Source organism: Streptomyces sp. NBC_00005 (assembly GCF_045160215.1).
Taxonomy (GTDB): Bacteria; Actinomycetota; Actinomycetes; order Streptomycetales; family Streptomycetaceae; genus Streptomyces.
Genome location: NZ_CP108316.1, coordinates 558,904 through 576,987, shown reverse-complemented (window position 1 = coordinate 576,987; position 18,084 = coordinate 558,904). Strand labels below are relative to the sequence as shown.

Genomic DNA, 18,084 nt, shown 5'->3' with positions numbered 1-18,084 from the left:
CGGCCTTATACGGTCGTTCAGCATGAGTGGTCTTCCAGCATGGTCAGAACCACGCACAGCGATCGTCACAGGCTCCGGCTCCGGCATCGGCCTGGCGACGGGGATGCGGCTTGCAGCCGAAGGGGCCGCAGTCGCCGTATGGGACATCGACGGTGATTCCGCCAAGGCAGCCGCGGCACAGATCACCGAGGCCGGCGGCACGGCGGTCGGTCTGGCAGTCGACGTCGCCGACCGGAGCCGCATCGACGAGGCCCTCGCCGAAGTCCGCTCGCTCCTCGGGCCCGCGACGATCCTGGTGAACAATGCCGGCATCTCCCCGTTCAAGCGCTTCCTCGACATCTCCGCCGAGGACTTCGCACGCGTCATGGCCGTCAACCTGGCCGGCACCTTCCACTGCTGCCAGGCGGTCGCACCGGACATGATCGCGGCCGGCTGGGGGCGGATCGTGAACATCTCCTCCTCCAGCGCACAGACCGGAAATACCCGGCAGGCGCACTACGCCGCCTCCAAGGCCGGTGTCATCGGGCTCAGCCGGTCGCTGGCCCAGGAACTGGGCCCCAAGGGCATCACGGTCAACATCGTCCCGCCCAGCTTCATTGACACACCCGCCTTGCGTGGCAGCGCGGAAGCCGGATTCCTCGGGTCGGGCGTGGAGTCGCACGTACAGAGCACCCCCGTACGCCGGGTGGGACGCCCGGAGGACATCGCCTCGGCCTGCGTCTACCTGGCACGTGACGAAGCAGGCTTCATCACCGGCCAGGTCGTCGGCGTGAACGGCGGCCGGGTCATCGTCTGACCGCTCCGTCGTCATCACCGTCGTCCGGCGTCCCGGTCCTGCAACGACCCCAGTCCTGGAACGACCCCCGCCCCGGAACATCCCATCGGAGCATCTGCGAGGAGACGGCTTGAACGCCCGGATAGCACCGCTTCCACCGGCCTCCTGGCCGGGCGACATGTACCAGGCCCTGCACGCGCTGGACCCGAGGAAACGCGGCCTGCCACTGCGCCCGGCAGAAGACCGCCCGCCGACCGACGGCATCCTGGGCTCCTTCGCCCACCACCCCCAACTCGCCCGTGCCTTCTTCGAGTTCAATGGGCACGTCCTCTTCGACACCACCTTGACACCCCGGCAGGTCGAGATCATCGTCCTACGGATCGCGGCCCGCCGCGCCTGCGCGTACCTCCGGGACCACCATCTCTTCGGCGCCCGTGCCGCCGGCCTGACCGACGCCGACATCGCCCGAATCGCGTTCGGGCCCGAAGCGACGTTCCCCGACCCGCTGGAAGGCGCGCTCGTCCGGGCCGTCGACGAACTGGTCGAGGACGGCGTCGTCGCGCAATCGACCTGGGACTCCCTGTCGGTCGCACTCGACCGGCGCCAGCTCCTGGACGTGCTCTTCACGGCCGGCTGCTACGAAACGGTGAGCTGGTTCGCCCGCTCGCTCGGCCTGGACACCCAGGCCCCGTCAGAGGAGGCGAGCGGATGAGTACGCGGCTGGACGGCAAGGTGGCCGTGGTCACGGGCTCCGGAATGGGTGCGATCAAGGGCATCGCGATCGGCCTGGCCCGCGAGGGCGCGAAGGTCGTCACGAACAACCGCAAGCCCGGGTCGGTCGGCCTGACGGCCTGGTCCGATGCCGACGCCACAGAGAGACTGCTGACGGACGAGGACCGACGGCTGATCGCGTCGATCAGCGGTGACGCCCGTACGACCGCGGATGCCATCATCGCGGAGGGCGGCGAGGCCATCCCGTTCTTCGGTGACCCCGGCGATTTCGAGGTGGCCGGGGAACTCGTCCAGGCGGCCATGGACGAGTGGGGCAGGGTCGACATCGTCGTCAACGGCGCCGCAGGATCGGGCTTCGGCCCCTTCCACAAGGTGACGCCGGACGACTGGCTGCTGCAGACCCACACCAAGCTCACCGGCACGTACAACGTCATGCACCACGTGCTTCCGATCATGCGACGGCAGGGGTTCGGCCGGATTCTCAATGCGTCGTCGGACGCGCTGCCCGGCAAGCCGATGCTCGCGCCCTACAGCGCTGCCTGCGCGGGCATCGCCGCGTTGACCAGGGCGGTGGCCGGAGAGCTCGACGGAAGCGGTATCACCTGCAACGCCTTCTGCCCACGCTCCCTGTCCCGGAACCACATCAACTGGCGTGCCTCGATGCGTAAACGGCTGGCCGGCGGCGGCCCCGAGATCGACGCCTTGAAGAAGCGGCTCGACGAGGAAGAGAAGGACCACCAGGCCCCGGAGAAGCTGGGCCCGTTCCTCGCCTATCTCGCCACCGACGAAGCCGCATACATCAACGGCGCCGTGTTCACCGTGACCGCCGGAGGACGCATCGCCCTCTACTCCGAGATCAGCACGGTCGCCGAGGTCACCAAGGAAGGCGCTCCCTGGACGCTGGACGAACTCAGGACAGTGATCCCCGAGCAGCTACTGGCGGGCCACGTCCCTGTCCCGACCCGAGAGCCAGGAGCGTGAACCCCTCATGCGTATCGGACTGACCGGCGGCGCCTCGACGCCGGAGAAACTCATCGCGCAAGCGCGGCAGGCGGAGGCCGACGGCTTCCACTCCCTCTGGTACGCCAGCATCGTCCAGGGTGATCCGCTCGCCGCGCTGGCGCTGGCGGGACGGGAGACCTCGACCATCGAGCTGGGCACGGCGGTGTTGCAGACCTACCCGTGCCACCCGCTGCTCCAGGCCCAGCGAGCGGCCTCGGTCGCGACCGCCATGGGCCGCCCCGGTTTCACCCTTGGGCTCGGCCCTTCGCATGCGGCCGTCGTCGAGGGCATGTACGGCATGTCCTACGCCCGGCCCGGTCGCAACACCGAGGAGTACCTCCGTATTCTCACAGCCGTACGGCGCGGCGAGGCGGTCGACTTCGCGGGCGAGGAATGGACCGCCCACGCCCCCGCGGGCACCGTCCGCGGTGCCGAGAACGTCCCCGTACTACTGGCCGCGCTCTCCCCGCGACTGCTGCGCGTGGCGGGCGAGTACGCGGACGGTGTGGTGCTGTGGATGGCCCCGGCGGCGGCGATCGAGCGACATGTCGTCCCCCATCTGACGGCTGCGGCCGAGGCGGCAGGCAGGCCGGCACCGCGCATCGTGGCCGGGCTGCCGGTGGCCGTGCACGATGACGAGCAGGAAGCCCGGGAAGCAGTGGCGGCGAGTTCGGTCATGTACGCGAACTCCCCTGCCTACCGCCGGATCATGGCGATCGGTGGCGCCGACAGCCCGGCCGATGCCGCCGTCATCGGTGACGAGAAATCCGTCGAGACCCAACTGAGGGGGCTGCTCGACGCGGGGGCCACCGACATCCACGCGAGCATCGTCCCAGTCGGCGAGGACAAACGTGGGTCACTGAAGCGCACCCGCGGCGTCCTGCGGCAACTCACCGCCTGACAGACCGGCTTGGAGGCATCAGCCGTGCACCTCTCACCCACCGAACCTGGCGAGCGACCTGACATTAGTCGGCTGGACAGCCCTGCTGGGCGAGGCCCGGGGCGGCTCGGACGTCTCCCCCTACGCGGCCCGCGCCCGTGCCACCGACCTGGGGAATCTTCCGCCGGCCTTCATCGACATGGGCGGCGCGGAGACGTTCCGCGACGAGGCCGTCACCCACGCCGCCCGGATCGGGCAGGCCGAGGCGTGGCCGATCTGCACGTCTGGCCCGGCGGCTGCCACGGCTTCAACCCGACAAGGAGTGAACTCCGGTTGGCGTAGCCCCTCACGCCGCCGAAGGACGGCCGCCCGACAAGGCATGGAGGAACGAAATGTCCGTCGAGGACGAACTCACCGAGCTCCGCAGCGAGCTCAGGTACGTCAGGGACCGTCTCGCGGTACTCGACTGCGTCATGAACCACGCACGCGGCCACGACCGGCACGACGAGGAACTGATGGCGAGCGCGTACCACCAGGACGGTACGGACGAGCACGGTCCCGTCGTGAAGCCCGGCCCCGTGTACGGGGCGTACGCCAACGAGGCACACGCTTCCGTCTTCGCCGACCACCTGCACAACATCACCACGCACACCTGCGAGATCAACGGCGACGTGGCGCACTGCGAGAGCTACGTGATCGGCGCGATGCGCGCCCGCGACGGCAAGGACGTGCACCTCATCGGCGGCCGCTATCTCGACCGCCTGGAGCGGCGGAACGGACAGTGGCGGATCGCTCTGCGACGCTGCACCGTCGAGTGGACGTCCCGCGGCGACACCGCACTCCTCACCTCTGGTGCCTTCACCGGATTCATCCAGGGCAGTTGGGACCGGGAAGACCCTTCTTACGCCCGGCCGCTGAGCCTGGCGGAGACACCGGTACAGCGGTGGTAGAGCGTCCCCCATGAGGATGGCGACGCGCGGATGGCCGGACGTGGTTGGCCAGGGCCATGAACTCCCCGATCACGGCGCCGGGGCGACATCGGCTTCGGGCGCGGTGCGACGGATCCCGACAGCGTCGGCCCCCTCCTCAAGCAACAGCCGTTGCGCGATGTCGAGTAGGCGTCGGCGCGTCTCGGAATTCTCGGGGCCCATGCGGCGGGTTCGGTCACGCCGGCATTGTGCTTGACGGTGTTTGAGAGCCCATGCTAAACAGTGTACAGCGCGGTTGCTGAACACATGTTCAGCGGGCGGTGTGGGTGAACGTGAATCTCGCATCGAGTACGGTCTCGGCTCTTCGTTCCGCAGACAGTACGTACCAGTCACGACCAAAGCCCGCGTCGGTCGAGTGGACGAGATGCGCCCCTGTCGGCTGGTGCTTCTTCCATAACCGTCGGATCCGAGGGGAACAAAGTCCAGGCCGATGACACAAACCCGGTCCGTCCGCAGTGAGATCGGCCGGCTGTGATCGGCGCGGCGGCGCAACGTCGGTCTGTTCGTGAAGGTGTGCGCCTGCCTCCTCGACGTCCCGACAGAGGCGATCGACTCCGCGTGGGTCTACAGGTCGGGGATCGTGCCGGCAGGCCGCCCGATCACCCCGACGACGGCTACTTCGACCCGAGGGTGTTCGGCGCGTCCGCAGCTATGTCCGTTCAGATTGAAGGGGCTCTGAAATGACGCTTTCGGCAGTGTTGGAAGAAATCGGAAAACGGCCGGGGACTTCCGAGATGGTCCCCATCTTCAATCCATCGGTCGGGGAACAGATCGGCGAATTCGCCGATGGTGGTGCGGCCGCAATCGATGAAGCGGTTGCGCGGGCCCGTGCGACGTTCGAGTCCGGGGTTTGGCGCGGCAAGACCGGGAGTGAACGCTCGCGGATCCTGTGGCGCGTCGCCGATCTGATCGAGGAGCGCGCCGATGAACTCGCGGAGCTCGACGCGCGCAACGGCGGCATGCCCGTGTCGCAGGCCCGCAGCATCATGTTCGCTTCCGCGGAATTCTTCCGTTACTGCGCCGGCTGGTGCACGAAGATCAACGGCATTGCGCATGACGTGAACATGGCCGGGGGGCTTTCCGGGAAATCCGCGGAGATCCATGGCTACACGCTCAAGGAGCCTGTCGGCGTGGTCGGGCTCATCACACCGTGGAACGGGCCTTTCCACGTTGCGGCAATCAAGCTGGCGCCGGCGCTCGCCGCGGGCTGCAGCTGTGTGTTGAAGCCCGCGGAGCAGACGCCGCTCTCCGCGCTGGTGATGGAGAAGGTCCTGGCCCAGGCCGGAGTGCCCGATGGTGTGGTCAATATCGTTGTCGGTCACGGCCACACTGCCGGTGCCGCTCTGGCAGAGCACCCCGACGTCGACAAAATCTCCTTCACGGGATCGACCGAGGTGGGCAAGAAGATTGTTCATGCAGCGGCCGGCAACCTGAAGAAGGTCATGCTTGAGCTCGGCGGAAAATCACCGGTGCTCATCTACGATGACGCCGACCTGGCGCAGGCCATTCCGGCAGCCGCCATGGGGATCTTCGTTCACTCGGGACAAGGCTGCATCTGCGGATCGCGGGTTTACGTGCAGCGCGGAATCTACGACCGGGTAGTCGACGGCATCGCTCAGATCGCTCGGGCATTGCGTCAGGGCGGCAGCCACGACGACAACATCGATATCGGCCCCGTCGTCAGCCAGAAGCAGCTCGACCGTGTTACGGGATACATCGAAGAAGGCAAGAGGGACGGCGCCGAAGTGGTCGCCGGCGGAAACCGCCGCGACCGGCCCGGATACTTCGTCGAGCCAACCGTCCTCACACAGGTGCGGCCCGACATGCGGCTGGTCCAAGAGGAAATCTTCGGACCCGTGGTCGCGGTCACGCCGTTCGACGACGATGACGAAGTGCTCGCTCTGGCGAATGACTCGGTCTACGGCCTCGCGGCGACTGCCTGGACACGCGACGTCGGCCGCGCCCACCGTCTGGCGAAACGCCTGGACGCGGGGATGGTCACACTGAACTGTCAGATGGTCTGGGACCCTGCCCTGCCTATCGGCGGCCACAAGCAGTCCGGCTGGGGAGCTGAATACGGGATCGACGGCATCGAGGCCTATATGAAGACGAAATCTGTCTACACAATGCTGTAGCGGATAAGCGGTTGTCGCGGCTGTTTATCGGTATCGGCGCGCGTTCGCCGATGGCGCGGATCCGAGCGGGCGCTCGGTTGACCTTCTTCTGCCCGGGGAGAGACTTGGGCCGGTAGCGGTGGCGTTTGAGTGGTGTTCGGACGCTGCCGCAGGCGCCGAATCTCAGCCAGCAAGCCACCCCTCGATCTGCTCAAAAAAGCTCGATCAGCTATGTGCTGTCCCGCCCGAAATGATGCAGGCGGGTCGGCTCAGGTGAGGAGTTTGGCGAGCAGGGCCATCTCGGTGGGCGGGTCGACCACCGGCTGGATGAGGAGTTCGTCGACGCCGGCCTGTTCCAGGGTGGTGATGCGGGCGAGGAGGTCGTCGCGGGTGCCGACCAGGGCCAGGGTGTTCATCAGCGAGGGCAGCACCAGGTCGCGGTCCTGCGGTGCGATGCGTCCGAGGTAGTTGGGGTAGAGGTTGGTGTGCCGGTCCGGCGCGGTGGCGGTAGTGCCGCGCCGGTCGAGGAGCCGCCGCACCGCCTCACGTTCCTCGGGGCCGAGTTGCTCGGCGAAGGCGGGTGTGTCGGCGGCTGTGTCGGCGGCGAAGGCCAGCAGCGACAGGACGAGGTGGCCCGTCGCGTCCCGGGCCGCGTCGCCGTGGGGGTCCTCGTCCTCGTCGAGGATGTGGAGCGAGGTGACCACGTAGGAGTCCGCCCGGGAGTCCGTGTGGGATTCGGGGGCGCGGGGTGTGCCCTGGGCGGCGTGGCGGCGGGTGTCGTGCAGCGCGTGCCAGGCGGTGGGGTCCAGCAGGCCGAAGGAGATGAGGCCGGTGCCGCGGCGGCCGGCGACGGCGGCGGCCTTCGGTCCGAGCAGCGCGGCCACGACGAACTCGATCGGGTCGGCGGTGTTCACGTGCGCCCCGGCGTGCAGGAACCGGATGTCGCGGACCCGGTCACCTTCGCGGTACTCGGTCGAACGTCCGGCGCACAGGTCCTGCAGCGCGACGGTGAAGTTCTCCAGCCCGGCCGCCGTGGTCGGCCGCATGCCCAGGGTGCGCCGGGCGGTGTTTCCGGTGCCGACTCCGCAGATGATCCGGCCCGGTGCCAGGGCGTTGAGGCTGGCGAGCCCGCTCGCGGCGGCCGGGGCCGAGCGCAGCGCCGGTGAGGTCACGCCGATGCCGAGCCTGATGCGGCTGGTGGCCTTCGCACACAGGCTCAAGGCGACGAAAGGGTCGCCGTGGACCATCGGGGTGTCGTTGACCCAGAAGCTGTGCAAGCCCAACTCCTCGGCCCGCACGGCGAGTTCCTCCACACCGGGCTGCGCGGCGACAACGACGCCTGCACGCATCAAACCTCCAAGGTGTGAGGATCGGATCGAACCTGCTCAGCATGGCAGGTCCCGGCGCAGGGCCGTTGCGCAGTCGCGTGATCTTGTGGCGTCGCGGGGCGGTACGGGGCGGCCGTGCCTGACGCAACGAAACCCCGTTGATGCAGATGACCTTCCCAAGTCGTCTGCCTGCAACGGGGCTTCGATGTGCTGTCCGTCTGCCATGCCGTGTCTCGTCACGAACCTGCCGCCGCACCGGGTGGTGGGCATGTCGCTGACGCAGCGGCTGGGTCAGGTTGCCGGACCCGCGCCGTAGGCGGGGAGTACGTCATCCGTTGGAGATCCTGTAAGACCTCTTGGGTCGCCTTCCTTGCCGGTTTCTATGCGCCCCGCGGCCCGGGACATCCGAGGCCGCCTACTTGAGATCCGCCAGGCTCTTCCCGACGCTCGCCAGAGTCCCCGGCTCGCCGTAGTCGCCCGTGAACTTGTACGAGGCGATGCCGCAGCGGTAGGCGCCGCGGTTGGGGGCGAAGTCGGCGGGCTGCCAGCCGTCGGGGGTTGCCTTCTCGATGTTCATGCACTTCACGGGGGAGTCCTGGACGGACACGTTCACCGGTGCCTGGATGCCGCCGCCGGTCCATGCGGTCTCCTTGCGGGCCGCGTCGTGGACGCACCGGCGGGTGAGCTTGTCGCCGCAGGCTGTGGCCGACTTGGCGAACAACAGCCACGCGGAGAACGCCTTCACCGCCGGCAGCGTCACCTGTGCCCCGTGCGCGTACCTGTCGAACACGTCGAGCACCTGTTGCGTCGCGGGGTTCGACGATGCCTTCTCCATCGGGTAGATCCCGCTGACGTCGGCGAGGTTGTTCTGGGCGGCCAGTACTTGTGGGCCGGCGAGTTCGAGGAACGACGGGCCGTAGGCGTTGCTGTTCGCGTCGATCCAGTCGAGCTTGTAGTTCATGGCGGTGAGCTCCTGCTCCAGCTTCGCCAGCGAGGTGAAGTCGCCCATGAACACCAGGCCCTTGACCTTCTTGTCCTTGATCGCCTGGGCGTAGGGCGTCCAGTTGGTGACACCGGAGGTCGGATACAGGTCGGTGTAGGTGGGCTTCGCATGCCGCGCCTTGAAGTACTCCATGCGCTGGTCGAGGGAGGTCCGGGTGACGGGGGAGTCGCCGGAGATGATGCCCACGGCGTCCGCCGAGTCCGGATAGGCCTCCTTGATCAGCCAATCGTAGAAGCCCGCGTATCGGAAGTACGAGGGGCCGCCGGCCTGCACCGACAACTGAAGCTCCGACCCCTCGTTCTGGTGCTGGACGGTTTGCGCGGGGAAGTCCGGCAGCAGGCAGGAGAGGCGGTCCTTCACTCCCAGGCCGTCGAGGCCGGCGCCTCCGCCGACCAGCGCGAAGTCGGCGCGACAGGCCTCGTCGACCCGCTGGCGGACCTCAACCATCTTGGTGTCGCGGACGGTCGGCACGATCTTGCGCCCGTTGATGCCACCGGCCTCGTTGCACCAGGACGTGAACGCCTTGGCCGCGTCGCCGAATTCGGTGTTCTTGCTGAAGCCGACGTCCGACATGACACCGACGTGGATCTCCTTCCCGGTGACCCCCTGGGCCGGCGAGCCGCTCGGGTCACCGGGGCCGCACACGTTCTTGAGATCGGCGAAGTCACCCGACGTGGCGACCGCGCCCGCGGTGGCTGCGGCTTTCTCACCGGGCTCGGAGTCGCCGCGGCCGGGGGTGTCGCCGCGGGTGGAGCATCCGGCCGCGCACAGCGCGGCTACCACTGTCAGGGCGGTGATGGTCTTCTGAGGCCTCATGGACTGTCCTGCCTTTCGGATCGGGGGCTGACCGGGCATGCGTCCTTGGGCATGCGCGTGAGTGCGGAGCCGGGTGGAGGTCAGCCGCCGCGTGCTGCCACCAGCGCGCCGCGATTCACCTTGGTCGCCGCGCTGCGCGGGATGACGTCGACGAACTCGGTCGTCTTGGGCAGCTTGTACGCGGCGAGACGGCCCCGCGCGTACGCGACGACCTCGTCGTGGGAGGGCGGCGCGGCGGGGTCGGCGGGCTCGATCAGCGCGTGCACCCGGCGCCCCCACTCGGGGTCGCGCAGTCCGATGACGACGACGTCGGCGATGCCGGGGTGGTCGATGAGGGCGGCCTCGACCTCGGCCGGGAAGATGTTCGCGCCGCCACTGATGATCATGTCGACGCGGCGGTCGAGGAGGTGGAGATAGCCGTCCTCGTCGAGGTGTCCCACGTCCCCGGCGGTCTGGAATCCGTCGGGCGTCGCCCTCAGGCTCGGGGCGCCGCCCAGGTACTCGTAGCCGTGGTAGCTGGGGGAGCGCAGATAGATGTCGCCGGCCTCGCCGACGGGCAGGTCCTTGCCGTCGGCATCCAGGATGCGCAACTCGGTGGAGCGCAGCGGCCGTCCGACACTGCCCTGGTGGGTCATCCACTCGTCGGCGCGCAGGGCGGTGATGCCGAGCCCCTCGGTCATGCCGTACGCCATGACGATGCGCTCGGCCCCGATCAGGCCCGCCCACCGGTGCACGAGCGTCGGCGGCATGGGCGCGGCGCCCTGCAGGATCCACTCCAGGCCGGACAGGTCGCGGTCGTCGATGCCGGGCAGGTCCGCGATGCGCTGCAGCATCGTGGGTGTGGCAGTGAACGTGGTGACCCGGTGGCGTTCGACGGTGTCCACGACGCGGGCGGCGTCGAACTTCTCCATGACCACCAGCCGGTCGCCCTCGAACAGGCCGAAGAGCGTGGTGAATCCGTTGGCGTGGTACATCGGCGCGAGCACGAGGATCGTCTGCGGCCGGGGGACCGGCGTCCAGGCCTGCATCAGAGGTGTGCTGAACGCCGGGGCGTGCACGGCCGGCCGACTCGTGAGGATGACCTTCGGCGTGCCGGTGGAGCCGCTGCTGCAAATGCCGTGCGCGTGCGGGGAGATGACGTCCGGCAGTTCGGGGACCGGCGCGTCCGCCGTCGCGTCGATCCACGTCAGATCGTCGGCGCCCAGATGCACGGGCGCCCGTACCACCTCGCGCAGCCGGGCCAGCTCCCACTCGGGCAGATCCCAGCGCACCGGCACCGGCGCCGCCCCGAGCTTCCACGCGGCGAACACCCCGAGGACCAGCTGCGGCGAGTTCCGCAACGCCAGGGAAAGGCGGTCGCCCACGCCGAGCCCCCGCGCCGCGAGCGCCCCGGCCAACTGGTCCGAGCGGCGGTCCAACTCCCGCCAGCTGAAGGCGGATTCGGTGCCGTCCGGGTCGATGTGGCGCAGTACCTCGGCGCCCGAACACGACGCCGCGAGCTTCCTGATCAGTTGGGCGATGCCCGTTCCGCTCTCCATTGCCGTTCTCCTCCGCGGTGTCGCCCAGTGGGCTTCGAGGGGCTCTCGTGGCGGGCGCGGCGTCAGACGCCGAGCAGGCTGAGGCTGTCGTGCCGGGCCACGGCGAGGGCGAGCCGCCCCGTATGGCGCTCGGTGATCGGCCGGTCGACGTTCCGGGTGATGCTCCACAGGAAGAAGCCGTAGGGCAGATGCGCCCGATAGGCCCACCACGCCTCGTCCCGGCCGGGTGGAGCGCCGCCGTGCGCGGCCAGGCGGTCGAGGTAGTGGTCGAGCAACTCCCGCTCGCTGCGGGCGAGTTCGTCCGGATGGAGGACCGCCGCCAGGTGGTAGCCGACGTCGAGTGCCCACACGCCGTACTGGACCACCTGCCAGTCGATCAGGCCGGGGGCCCCGTCGGCCGTGGCATAGACGTTGCCGGTATGCACGTCGCCGTGCACGAGACAGCGCGGATGCCGGGGGGAGAGGTCCGCGAGCGCGCCCATCGCGGCGAGCAGCCGGTCGGCGCGGCGCACCTTCGTCGGGATGTCCGGTACCCGGCCGTCGTCGAGCTGGGTCTGCAGCTGCTCGGGGCCCATGTGGCGGGCGAGCGAGGCGAGTCGGGGCGCGAAGGTGGTCGCCAGGTCGGCGCCCGGGGTCTCGCGCCCCCTTGTGCCGTCCCAGGTCGCGGCGTGCAGGGCGGCCAACTGGTCGAGCGTGCCCGCCGCCTGGTCACGGCCGAAGCCCATCAGGGGGTCGCCGAACCGGGCGCCGGCCACCACCAGGTCGTGCATCAGGAGCAGCGGATGCCCGGTCTCCTCGTCCACCTCGGCGTGTACGTACGGCGGCGTGCGCACCGGAAGCGCCGCGGCGAGCAGCCGGTAGAAGTCGACCTCGGCGCGCGATGAGCCGCGTCGGCGCGCCGCCGGGTTGAAGTACGCCTTGGCGCACAGGGCGGGCGGCGCGTCCGAGGCCGCCCCGGGCGCGTAGGAGACGTCGAAGCGCACCTTGGTGGCCACCGTCTCGATCCGCTCGGTCACGTCGGTGGCGGTGACGACGGCGCCGGGGTGCCGCCGCCGCAGTACGGCGGTGAGCCAGGTGGGCGAGAGGGCCACCGCTTCGTCGTGCGGCGCGGGGCCGCCGGGAAGGTTCATGACGACCCCACGGATCCGGTCCGGCCGAGCAGCCGGCACGAGCGCTCGATGAACGGGTTCGGGCGTCCGGCGGCGGGCAGCCGCATCGAGCGGCGGGCGTGCAGCGCCAGGAGGCCTGCCTTCAGGCCGGCGAACACCTCCTGCCAGTGCAGGTGTTCCACCGGACGGCCAGTCAACTCCCGCCAGAGAGCCAGGGTTTCCTGCCGGGTGCCGAGCCCGTCGAGCCGCGGGACGCCGTGCTCGACGCTGTGGATGTCGTCGAAGAGCAGCCACCACCCGAGATCGGCCATCGGCCCGGCGAGCGAGGCCTGCTCCCAGTCCATGACCCCGACGATCCGGTAGTCGCCGCCGAACATCATGTTCCCGATCCGGGCGTCGCCCCACGACAGGCCGGGTGTCGAGAGGGGCGGCCGGTTCTCGCTCACCCAGTCGAAGAGTTCGTGCACCGTGTCCGGGATCTCGTCCTTCAGGGCCCAGGACGCGAACTGTCGCCAGTACGTGAGCTGTTGCTCGTCACCGGGTGCGCCCTGGCCGGGGTCGTGGAGGAAGGAGAACTCCTCCATGGGTGCGCCGTGGACGGCCGCGAGCTGGCGTACGGCGTCCTCCCACAGGATCCGACGCTGACCGGGCGTCGCCTCGGTCAGCCACCCCGTCGCGTTGTACACGGGCATGCTCACCGGCACCCGGCCGCGCATCCGGCGCATGATGTAGAACGGCCGGCCCAGCAGGGCGGGATCGTCCTCGAACCACAGTGCCTCGGGGACCCGCACCGTGCCGAGGCGGCGGAGCGCGACCAGCATCTCGTACTGGCGCCAGAACTGCGGTTCGAAGAACATCTGGTGCTCGGGCGCGGGCGCCACCCGCAGGACGAGTTCGTCGTCGCGGCCCGCGGACCGGGCGTCGAAGAGAATCGTCTCGTTCGAGACGCCGGCGCCCAGCGGGTACGCCAGGTTCACGATCCGTATGTCGTCGACGCCGAGCCGGGCCGCCAGCCACGGACCGAGCGCTCGCGCCGCGGCGTCGAGGTCGCGGCCTTTGGCGAAGACAGGGGCTTCGCTCATCCTTGTTCCACCTCCTCGGACTCGGAGGGGCCGCCGAACGCGGCCAGACAGAACGCCCACAGGCGCTGGGCCACCTCCTCGACCGGCTCGTGCGCGGTCGCGAATGCGTAGTGGTGGTACACGGACGTGACCAGCTTCATGGCGAACCACGCGTCGTGGGCCGGGTCCCTGGGCCGCAGCAGCCCCTGGGCGACGGCCTCCGCGAGCTCTTGTGCGACGAGGTCGTCGTACGGCTTGGCGATCCGCGCCATCTCGTCGGGGAAGAGCTGGTGCAGCCGCCAGTGCTCGGCGGTGATGAACCGGGGCCCGGTGCGGTCGCCGCCGTCGCGGAGCGCGTCGAGGGTCCTGGCGATGTAGTGGCGCAGGCGGGTCACCGGGTCCGGGAGCTCCTGCGCCGCGGTCCGCATGCGAGTGGCCTGCTCGGCGATGATCTCCTCGACGAGCGCCAGCAGAATGTGGTCCTTGCTGGGGAAGTGCCGGTAGATGGTCTGCAGCGCGACGCCGGACTCCCTGGCCAACTCCTGGGTCGTGAAGGCGCTTCCCTTCTCCCGGACGAGCCGGTGCGCGGCTCGCATGATCACCTGCGCCTGCTGGACGCTGCGCGCCCGCGACCGTCGCACCGAGGGGGAGCGGTCGGCCGCGTGGTCCGCCCAGGTCGTGTTCGGATTCGACATGTGGATGTTCCTACGTTTCCGTGGTGGGGGTCAGCACCACGACGGGGATGAGGCGTTCCGTACGCGTCTGGTAGGCGTCGTAGTTGGGCCAGTAGCCGACAACGATCTGCCACAGGAGCGGCCGTTCGGCGGTGCCCGCGGTGTGCGCGACGACCGGGATGTGCGCGCCCTTGACCTGGATCTCCGCCTCGGGGTGCGCCAGCAGGTTCAGGTACCACGAGGGATGCTTCGACGCCCCGCCGGCCGAGGCGACGACCAGATAGTCGTCGCCGTCCCGCCCGAAGATCAGGGCCTTGGTGCGGGACTCGCCCGTCCTGCGCCCCTTGGTGGTCAGCAGCAGAACGGGTACGCCGTTCCACTCGTAGCCGATCTCGCCGTCGCTCTCCCGGTAGCGGGCCACGTGCTCGGCGCCGACCAGCGCCAAGTCGGGCTTCTGGTAGCCGGGTTCACTCATGTCCGAGCCTTTCGTCCGGGGTGGGGCGCGTCATCCGAAGGCCACCGGGATCTCCGTCGGGCCCCGCTCGTACAGGCCGATGAAGCGTGGCGGTGCGGCGTCCGGATCGAGCCGCAGGCCCGGCAGTCGGTCCAGGAGCGCCCCGATGCCGACCTGCATCTCGGCGCGGGCGACATGCATGCCGAGGCAGACGTGCGCGCCGCCGCCGAACGCGAACGACGGGCGCAGCTTGCGGGTGATGTCGAACTCGTCCGGGCGGTCCCAGCGGGCCGGGTCCCGGTTGGCGGCGCCGACGCACAGGTGCAGCACGGAGCCTTCCGGCAGGCGGACGCCGTGGAAGTCGATGTCCCGGGTCACATAGCGGGAGAACATCGGGTCGGTCGGCGTCCAGCGCAGCGCCTCCTCGATCGCCGGGCGCAGCAGCGCGCGGTCCTCGCGCACGGCCTGGAGTACGTGGGGCCGCTGCAGGAGCGCGGTGAGCGTGATGCCCATCTGTTTCCAGGTCGTGCCGGATCCCGCGGTGAGCAGCAGCACCGCGAAGGAGTAGATCTCGGCGTCGGAGAGCCGGTGCGCGACGCCGTCCTCGTCGGTCGTCTCGGCCGCCACGAGAACGCTGATGAGATCGTCGCGGGGAGTCTCGCGGCGGGCCGCCACGATCGGCGCGAGGATCTCGGCGACGGCCTGCGGATCGCGCAGCGCGGCGCGGATGTCGAGAGCCCGCTCCACCGGGACGCCGAAGCTGCCGGTGATGGTGAGCACCGGGATGGCGGCGCAGAAGTCCACGTTGAGTTCGGCGCGGCCGTCCCCGGCGAAGCCGTCGATGAGCAGGTCGACGGTCTGCTCGATCCAGTTGCGGATCCACCACTGGGCCTTGCCGGGTACGAACGACGGTTGGACGAGCGCGCGGTAGCGGCGGTGCTGGGTGCCACCCATGGACAACATGCTGTTCTGCACGGCGAGTTGACCGGTGCGCGGGTCGATGGGGGTGGGCGAGGCGGCGAACACCTCGGGATCGCGGTACGCCTCGTCGCACGCGGCGTGGCTGAACGCGGAGAAGTGCGGGCGGTCCGGATACGGCAGCCCCTGGAAGTGCGCGGGCCCGTCGTAGCCGGTCAGTTCGTGCACCGTTCCCGGGTGGACGGGGGCCTCGGCGCGCAGGCGGTGCCAGGCGGGGTAGGGGTCGCCGCGGTAACCGCCGCCGACGTGGGCCAGATAGGCGCCGCGCAGGTCGAACAGCTCGCGGACGCGGTCGCGGTCGAGGGACGTGGGTGTCGTCATGGGGTCACCTCGCCACGTATCCGCCGTCGACGGGCAGGACGACGCCGGTGAGGTTGGCGGCCCGGTCGGAGACCAGGAACACGGCGGCCTCCGCGCAGTCCTCGGCGGTGATGGCCCGGCCCAGCGGGTGGCTGGAGGCGACCTGCCGGACCGTCTTCTCCATGGCCTCGGCGTCGCCGTCCAGGCCGCCCGCCGCCATGAAGTTGGTGAGCGGCATGCCCGCGGGACCGATGGCGTTGGCGCGGATGCCGAAGGGGGCGCCCTCGATCGCGACGGCCCGCGTGAGTTGGTGCACGGCGCCCTTGGTGGCGCCGTACACGGAGCCGCCCCAGGCGACGAGGCCCGCGACGGACCCGGTGTTGAGGACGACTCCGCCGTGCCCCTGCCGTTTGAACTGGAGGACGGCGTGCTTGCAGCCGTGGAACACGCCGGCGAGGTTGACGCCGACGAGGCGCCGGAAGTCCTCGGCGGTGTGGTCCTCAAGTCGCGCGCCGAGCCGGGGGGTCGGGATGCCCGCGTTGTTGAAGACGATGTCGAGCCGGCCGAAGATGTCGACGGCCGCCGCGACGGCTGCCACGACCTCCTCCTCGCGGGAGACGTCGCAGACGAAGGGTGTGGCGGACCCGCCGGCCTTCTGTATCCGGCGCGCCGTCTCCTCGGCGGTGTCGGCGCGGATGTCGGCGCAGAGGACGTGGGCGCCTTCCTCCGCGAAGCGCAGCGCGGACGCGGCGCCCACTCCGGATCCCGCGCCCGTGACGATCGCGGTCTTCTCGGCGAGCAGCATGGGGGTCACCGCCTTTCGTGGTCGGCTACGGGTGGTTCGGTTGCGTCGTCCGTCCAGCGCAGGGCCCGCGTCGGACACCCCTCGACCGCCGTCCGTACCGTGTCGAGCGGTTCGGGCGGGCCGACGACCACGGCCTTCGCTTCCTCGTCGTGGGCGAAGGTGTCCGGCGCGTACACGACGCAGATGCCGGTACCGAGGCAGCTGTCCCGGTCGACGGCGACCTTCCAGGCGGCCATCTCAGGCCTTCGCCAAGGCGGGTGGCTGAGCCGGGGTGAACCGGTAGAGGCGCTCGGCGTTGCCGCGCAGGATCTTGTACTGCCGCTCGGACGACAGGTGGGCGATACGGCTCTTGACGAGGCCGATGCAGTCCGGCCAGGTCGAGTCGGAGTGCGGATAGTCGGTCTCGCACATGATGTTGTCCTCGCCGATCTCGTCGATGCTGGCGAGGCCGTGCACGTCGTCGATGAAGCAGCCGTGGATGTGGTCGCGGAAGGTGGCGCGGATGTCGAGGGTGTCGAGGTCGACGACGTCGCTGCCCGCGTGGTCGTTGAACCGGACGCCCCGCTTGACCCAGTGGCGCTGCGTGTCGAGGACCTGCTCGGCGCGCTCCAGGAAGTACGGCATCCAGCCGATCTCGCCCTCCGACAGCGCGATCTTGAGGTTGGGGTAGCGCTGGAACATGCCGCTGAACAGCCAGGACAGCATGGCCCCCGAGGTACGGGTCGCACCCCAGGCGAGGTTGGCGAGGAACGGCGCGTCGGGTGCGATCTGCGGCACCGTCGAGGACGAGCCGACGTGCATCGACACGACCATCCCGAGGTCGTTCGCCGCGGCCATCACGGGGTCCCAGTAGCGGTTCTTGTCGTGGATGGTGGGCAGGCCCAGCGGGGCCGGGTTCTCCGAGAACGCGAACGTGGTCGCGCCCTTGGCGGCGCAGCGCTCCAGCTCCTTCGCCGCGAGGGCCGGGTCCCACAGGGGGATGAGCACCAGGGGGATGTAGCGGCCGGGAGCGGCCGCGCACCACTCCTCGATGATCCAGTCGTTGTAGGCCTTGAGGCAGGTGAGGCCGAACTCGCGGTCGCTCGCCTCCATGAACAGCTGCCCGCAGAAACGGGTGACCGTGGGGAAGCACAGCGACGCGAGGATCCCGGCCCGGTTCATGTCCTCGATGCGGGCCTTCGGGTCGTAGCACCCGGGCCGCATCTCGCTGTAGGGCAGCGGCTCGGGGCTGAACTCCTCCTTCGACTTGCCGACCACGGCGCTCAGACCGGAGCTGGGGAACCGCTTGCCGTCGTAGACCCAGCAGTCCATGCCCGTGTCGTCCGTCACCATGTGCGGAGCCCGGTCGCGGTCGGCCTTCGGGACGCGGTCCACCCACAGATGGGGCGGTTCGAGGATGTGGTCGTCGACGGAGATCAGCCAGTCGAGCGCGCGGTCGGGTGCGACGACGGGTGGGATGTCTGTGGACACGAGTGCTCCTTCACGTCGGGTGGTACTCGTCCAAGTCGGGCAGTGGTCAACGTCGG

At 69.6% G+C, this 18,084-nt stretch carries 17 protein-coding genes and 2 pseudogenes; 7 read left to right on the top strand and 12 right to left on the bottom strand.

The annotated features are described in order from the left end of the window. Window positions 1-22: 22 nt before the first annotated feature. The 7 genes and pseudogenes from OG303_RS02910 to OG303_RS02880 all read left to right on the top strand — a co-directional run bounded on the left by OG303_RS02910 (window position 23) and on the right by OG303_RS02880 (window position 6,513). The gene (locus tag OG303_RS02910; RefSeq protein WP_405864398.1) at window positions 23-796 is read left to right on the top strand and encodes an SDR family NAD(P)-dependent oxidoreductase; all 774 of its coding nucleotides are present in this window, start codon (window positions 23-25) and stop codon (window positions 794-796) included. A gap of 109 nt (window positions 797-905) precedes the next feature. Further along, window positions 906-1,487, top strand: coding sequence for a carboxymuconolactone decarboxylase family protein (locus OG303_RS02905; RefSeq protein ID WP_405864396.1), 582 nt, complete (start codon window positions 906-908; stop codon window positions 1,485-1,487). After that, complete coding sequence (locus OG303_RS02900; protein WP_405864394.1) at window positions 1,484-2,488, top strand: SDR family NAD(P)-dependent oxidoreductase; 1,005 nt, start codon at window positions 1,484-1,486, stop codon at window positions 2,486-2,488. Before OG303_RS02905 ends, OG303_RS02900 begins: the two co-directional genes overlap by 4 nt. Window positions 2,489-2,495: 7 nt before the next feature. Continuing rightward, window positions 2,496-3,410, top strand: coding sequence for a TIGR03564 family F420-dependent LLM class oxidoreductase (locus tag OG303_RS02895; protein WP_405864392.1), 915 nt, complete (start codon window positions 2,496-2,498; stop codon window positions 3,408-3,410). A 70-nt stretch (window positions 3,411-3,480) separates the two neighbouring features. Next, a pseudogene (locus tag OG303_RS02890) lies at window positions 3,481-3,731 on the top strand (alpha/beta hydrolase fold domain-containing protein); the annotation flags it as partial. Window positions 3,732-3,781: 50 nt separating this feature from the next. Next, entirely contained in the window at window positions 3,782-4,339 is a 558-nt protein-coding gene (locus OG303_RS02885; RefSeq protein WP_405864390.1) for a nuclear transport factor 2 family protein, read from the top strand. 719 nt (window positions 4,340-5,058) lie between these two features. Further along, window positions 5,059-6,513 carry an aldehyde dehydrogenase family protein gene (locus OG303_RS02880; protein WP_405864388.1) on the top strand — a complete coding sequence of 485 codons (1,455 nt, stop codon included), beginning with the start codon at window positions 5,059-5,061 and terminating at the stop codon, window positions 6,511-6,513. A gap of 37 nt (window positions 6,514-6,550) precedes the next feature. Here OG303_RS02880 and OG303_RS02875 read toward each other — a convergent pair. The 12 genes and pseudogenes from OG303_RS02875 to OG303_RS02820 form a co-directional block, all read right to left on the bottom strand. Further along, window positions 6,551-6,670: pseudogene (locus OG303_RS02875) on the bottom strand (IS5/IS1182 family transposase); the annotation flags it as partial. Between the two features lie 91 nt (window positions 6,671-6,761). Continuing rightward, on the bottom strand, window positions 6,762-7,841 hold the full coding sequence (locus OG303_RS02870) for an LLM class flavin-dependent oxidoreductase (protein WP_405864386.1): 1,080 nt from the start codon (window positions 7,839-7,841) through the stop codon (window positions 6,762-6,764). Window positions 7,842-8,235: 394 nt separating this feature from the next. Then, the gene (locus OG303_RS02865) at window positions 8,236-9,639 is read right to left on the bottom strand and encodes an ABC transporter substrate-binding protein (protein WP_405864384.1); all 1,404 of its coding nucleotides are present in this window, start codon (window positions 9,637-9,639) and stop codon (window positions 8,236-8,238) included. An 80-nt stretch (window positions 9,640-9,719) separates the two neighbouring features. Next, entirely contained in the window at window positions 9,720-11,177 is a 1,458-nt protein-coding gene (locus OG303_RS02860) for a class I adenylate-forming enzyme family protein (protein ID WP_405864382.1), read from the bottom strand. 62 nt (window positions 11,178-11,239) lie between these two features. Next, window positions 11,240-12,307 (bottom strand): phosphotransferase family protein, encoded by a 1,068-nt coding sequence (locus OG303_RS02855; RefSeq protein ID WP_405864380.1) that lies wholly within the window; start codon window positions 12,305-12,307, stop codon window positions 11,240-11,242. Beyond that, on the bottom strand, window positions 12,304-13,368 hold the full coding sequence (locus OG303_RS02850; protein ID WP_405864378.1) for a phosphotransferase family protein: 1,065 nt from the start codon (window positions 13,366-13,368) through the stop codon (window positions 12,304-12,306). The genes OG303_RS02855 and OG303_RS02850 overlap by 4 nt, the downstream gene beginning before the upstream one ends. Beyond that, a complete protein-coding gene (locus OG303_RS02845) occupies window positions 13,365-14,042 on the bottom strand; it encodes a TetR/AcrR family transcriptional regulator (RefSeq protein WP_405864376.1) in 678 nt (225 codons plus the stop codon). Before OG303_RS02845 ends, OG303_RS02850 begins: the two co-directional genes overlap by 4 nt. Window positions 14,043-14,052: 10 nt before the next feature. After that, the gene (locus OG303_RS02840; RefSeq protein ID WP_405864374.1) at window positions 14,053-14,496 is read right to left on the bottom strand and encodes a nitroreductase family deazaflavin-dependent oxidoreductase; all 444 of its coding nucleotides are present in this window, start codon (window positions 14,494-14,496) and stop codon (window positions 14,053-14,055) included. Between the two features lie 30 nt (window positions 14,497-14,526). After that, window positions 14,527-15,774, bottom strand: coding sequence for a cytochrome P450 (locus tag OG303_RS02835; protein WP_405864372.1), 1,248 nt, complete (start codon window positions 15,772-15,774; stop codon window positions 14,527-14,529). A gap of 4 nt (window positions 15,775-15,778) precedes the next feature. Then, a complete protein-coding gene (locus OG303_RS02830) occupies window positions 15,779-16,558 on the bottom strand; it encodes an SDR family NAD(P)-dependent oxidoreductase (protein WP_405864370.1) in 780 nt (259 codons plus the stop codon). 5 nt (window positions 16,559-16,563) lie between these two features. Next, window positions 16,564-16,794, bottom strand: a complete 231-nt coding sequence (locus tag OG303_RS02825) for a ferredoxin (RefSeq protein WP_405864368.1) — start codon at window positions 16,792-16,794, stop codon at window positions 16,564-16,566. A gap of 1 nt (window position 16,795) precedes the next feature. Beyond that, the gene (locus OG303_RS02820; protein WP_405864366.1) at window positions 16,796-18,028 is read right to left on the bottom strand and encodes an amidohydrolase family protein; all 1,233 of its coding nucleotides are present in this window, start codon (window positions 18,026-18,028) and stop codon (window positions 16,796-16,798) included. Between the last annotated feature and the right edge of the window lie 56 nt (window positions 18,029-18,084).

What these genes read in the sequence shown, in the direction of transcription:
- OG303_RS02870 (WP_405864386.1), bottom strand. Translation starts at nt 7,841, where the DNA reads ATGCGTGCAGGCGTCGTTGTCGCCGCGCAGCCCGGTGTGGAGGAACTC.
- OG303_RS02830 (WP_405864370.1), bottom strand. Translation starts at nt 16,558, where the DNA reads ATGCTGCTCGCCGAGAAGACCGCGATCGTCACGGGCGCGGGATCCGGA.
- OG303_RS02910 (WP_405864398.1), top strand. Translation starts at nt 23, where the DNA reads ATGAGTGGTCTTCCAGCATGGTCAGAACCACGCACAGCGATCGTCACA.
- OG303_RS02835 (WP_405864372.1), bottom strand. Translation starts at nt 15,774, where the DNA reads ATGACGACACCCACGTCCCTCGACCGCGACCGCGTCCGCGAGCTGTTC.
- OG303_RS02840 (WP_405864374.1), bottom strand. Translation starts at nt 14,496, where the DNA reads ATGAGTGAACCCGGCTACCAGAAGCCCGACTTGGCGCTGGTCGGCGCC.
- OG303_RS02885 (WP_405864390.1), top strand. Translation starts at nt 3,782, where the DNA reads ATGTCCGTCGAGGACGAACTCACCGAGCTCCGCAGCGAGCTCAGGTAC.
- OG303_RS02880 (WP_405864388.1), top strand. Translation starts at nt 5,059, where the DNA reads ATGACGCTTTCGGCAGTGTTGGAAGAAATCGGAAAACGGCCGGGGACT.
- OG303_RS02845 (WP_405864376.1), bottom strand. Translation starts at nt 14,042, where the DNA reads ATGTCGAATCCGAACACGACCTGGGCGGACCACGCGGCCGACCGCTCC.
- OG303_RS02860 (WP_405864382.1), bottom strand. Translation starts at nt 11,177, where the DNA reads ATGGAGAGCGGAACGGGCATCGCCCAACTGATCAGGAAGCTCGCGGCG.
- OG303_RS02865 (WP_405864384.1), bottom strand. Translation starts at nt 9,639, where the DNA reads ATGAGGCCTCAGAAGACCATCACCGCCCTGACAGTGGTAGCCGCGCTG.
- OG303_RS02855 (WP_405864380.1), bottom strand. Translation starts at nt 12,307, where the DNA reads ATGAACCTTCCCGGCGGCCCCGCGCCGCACGACGAAGCGGTGGCCCTC.
- OG303_RS02850 (WP_405864378.1), bottom strand. Translation starts at nt 13,368, where the DNA reads ATGAGCGAAGCCCCTGTCTTCGCCAAAGGCCGCGACCTCGACGCCGCG.
- OG303_RS02900 (WP_405864394.1), top strand. Translation starts at nt 1,484, where the DNA reads ATGAGTACGCGGCTGGACGGCAAGGTGGCCGTGGTCACGGGCTCCGGA.
- OG303_RS02895 (WP_405864392.1), top strand. Translation starts at nt 2,496, where the DNA reads ATGCGTATCGGACTGACCGGCGGCGCCTCGACGCCGGAGAAACTCATC.
- OG303_RS02825 (WP_405864368.1), bottom strand. Translation starts at nt 16,794, where the DNA reads ATGGCCGCCTGGAAGGTCGCCGTCGACCGGGACAGCTGCCTCGGTACC.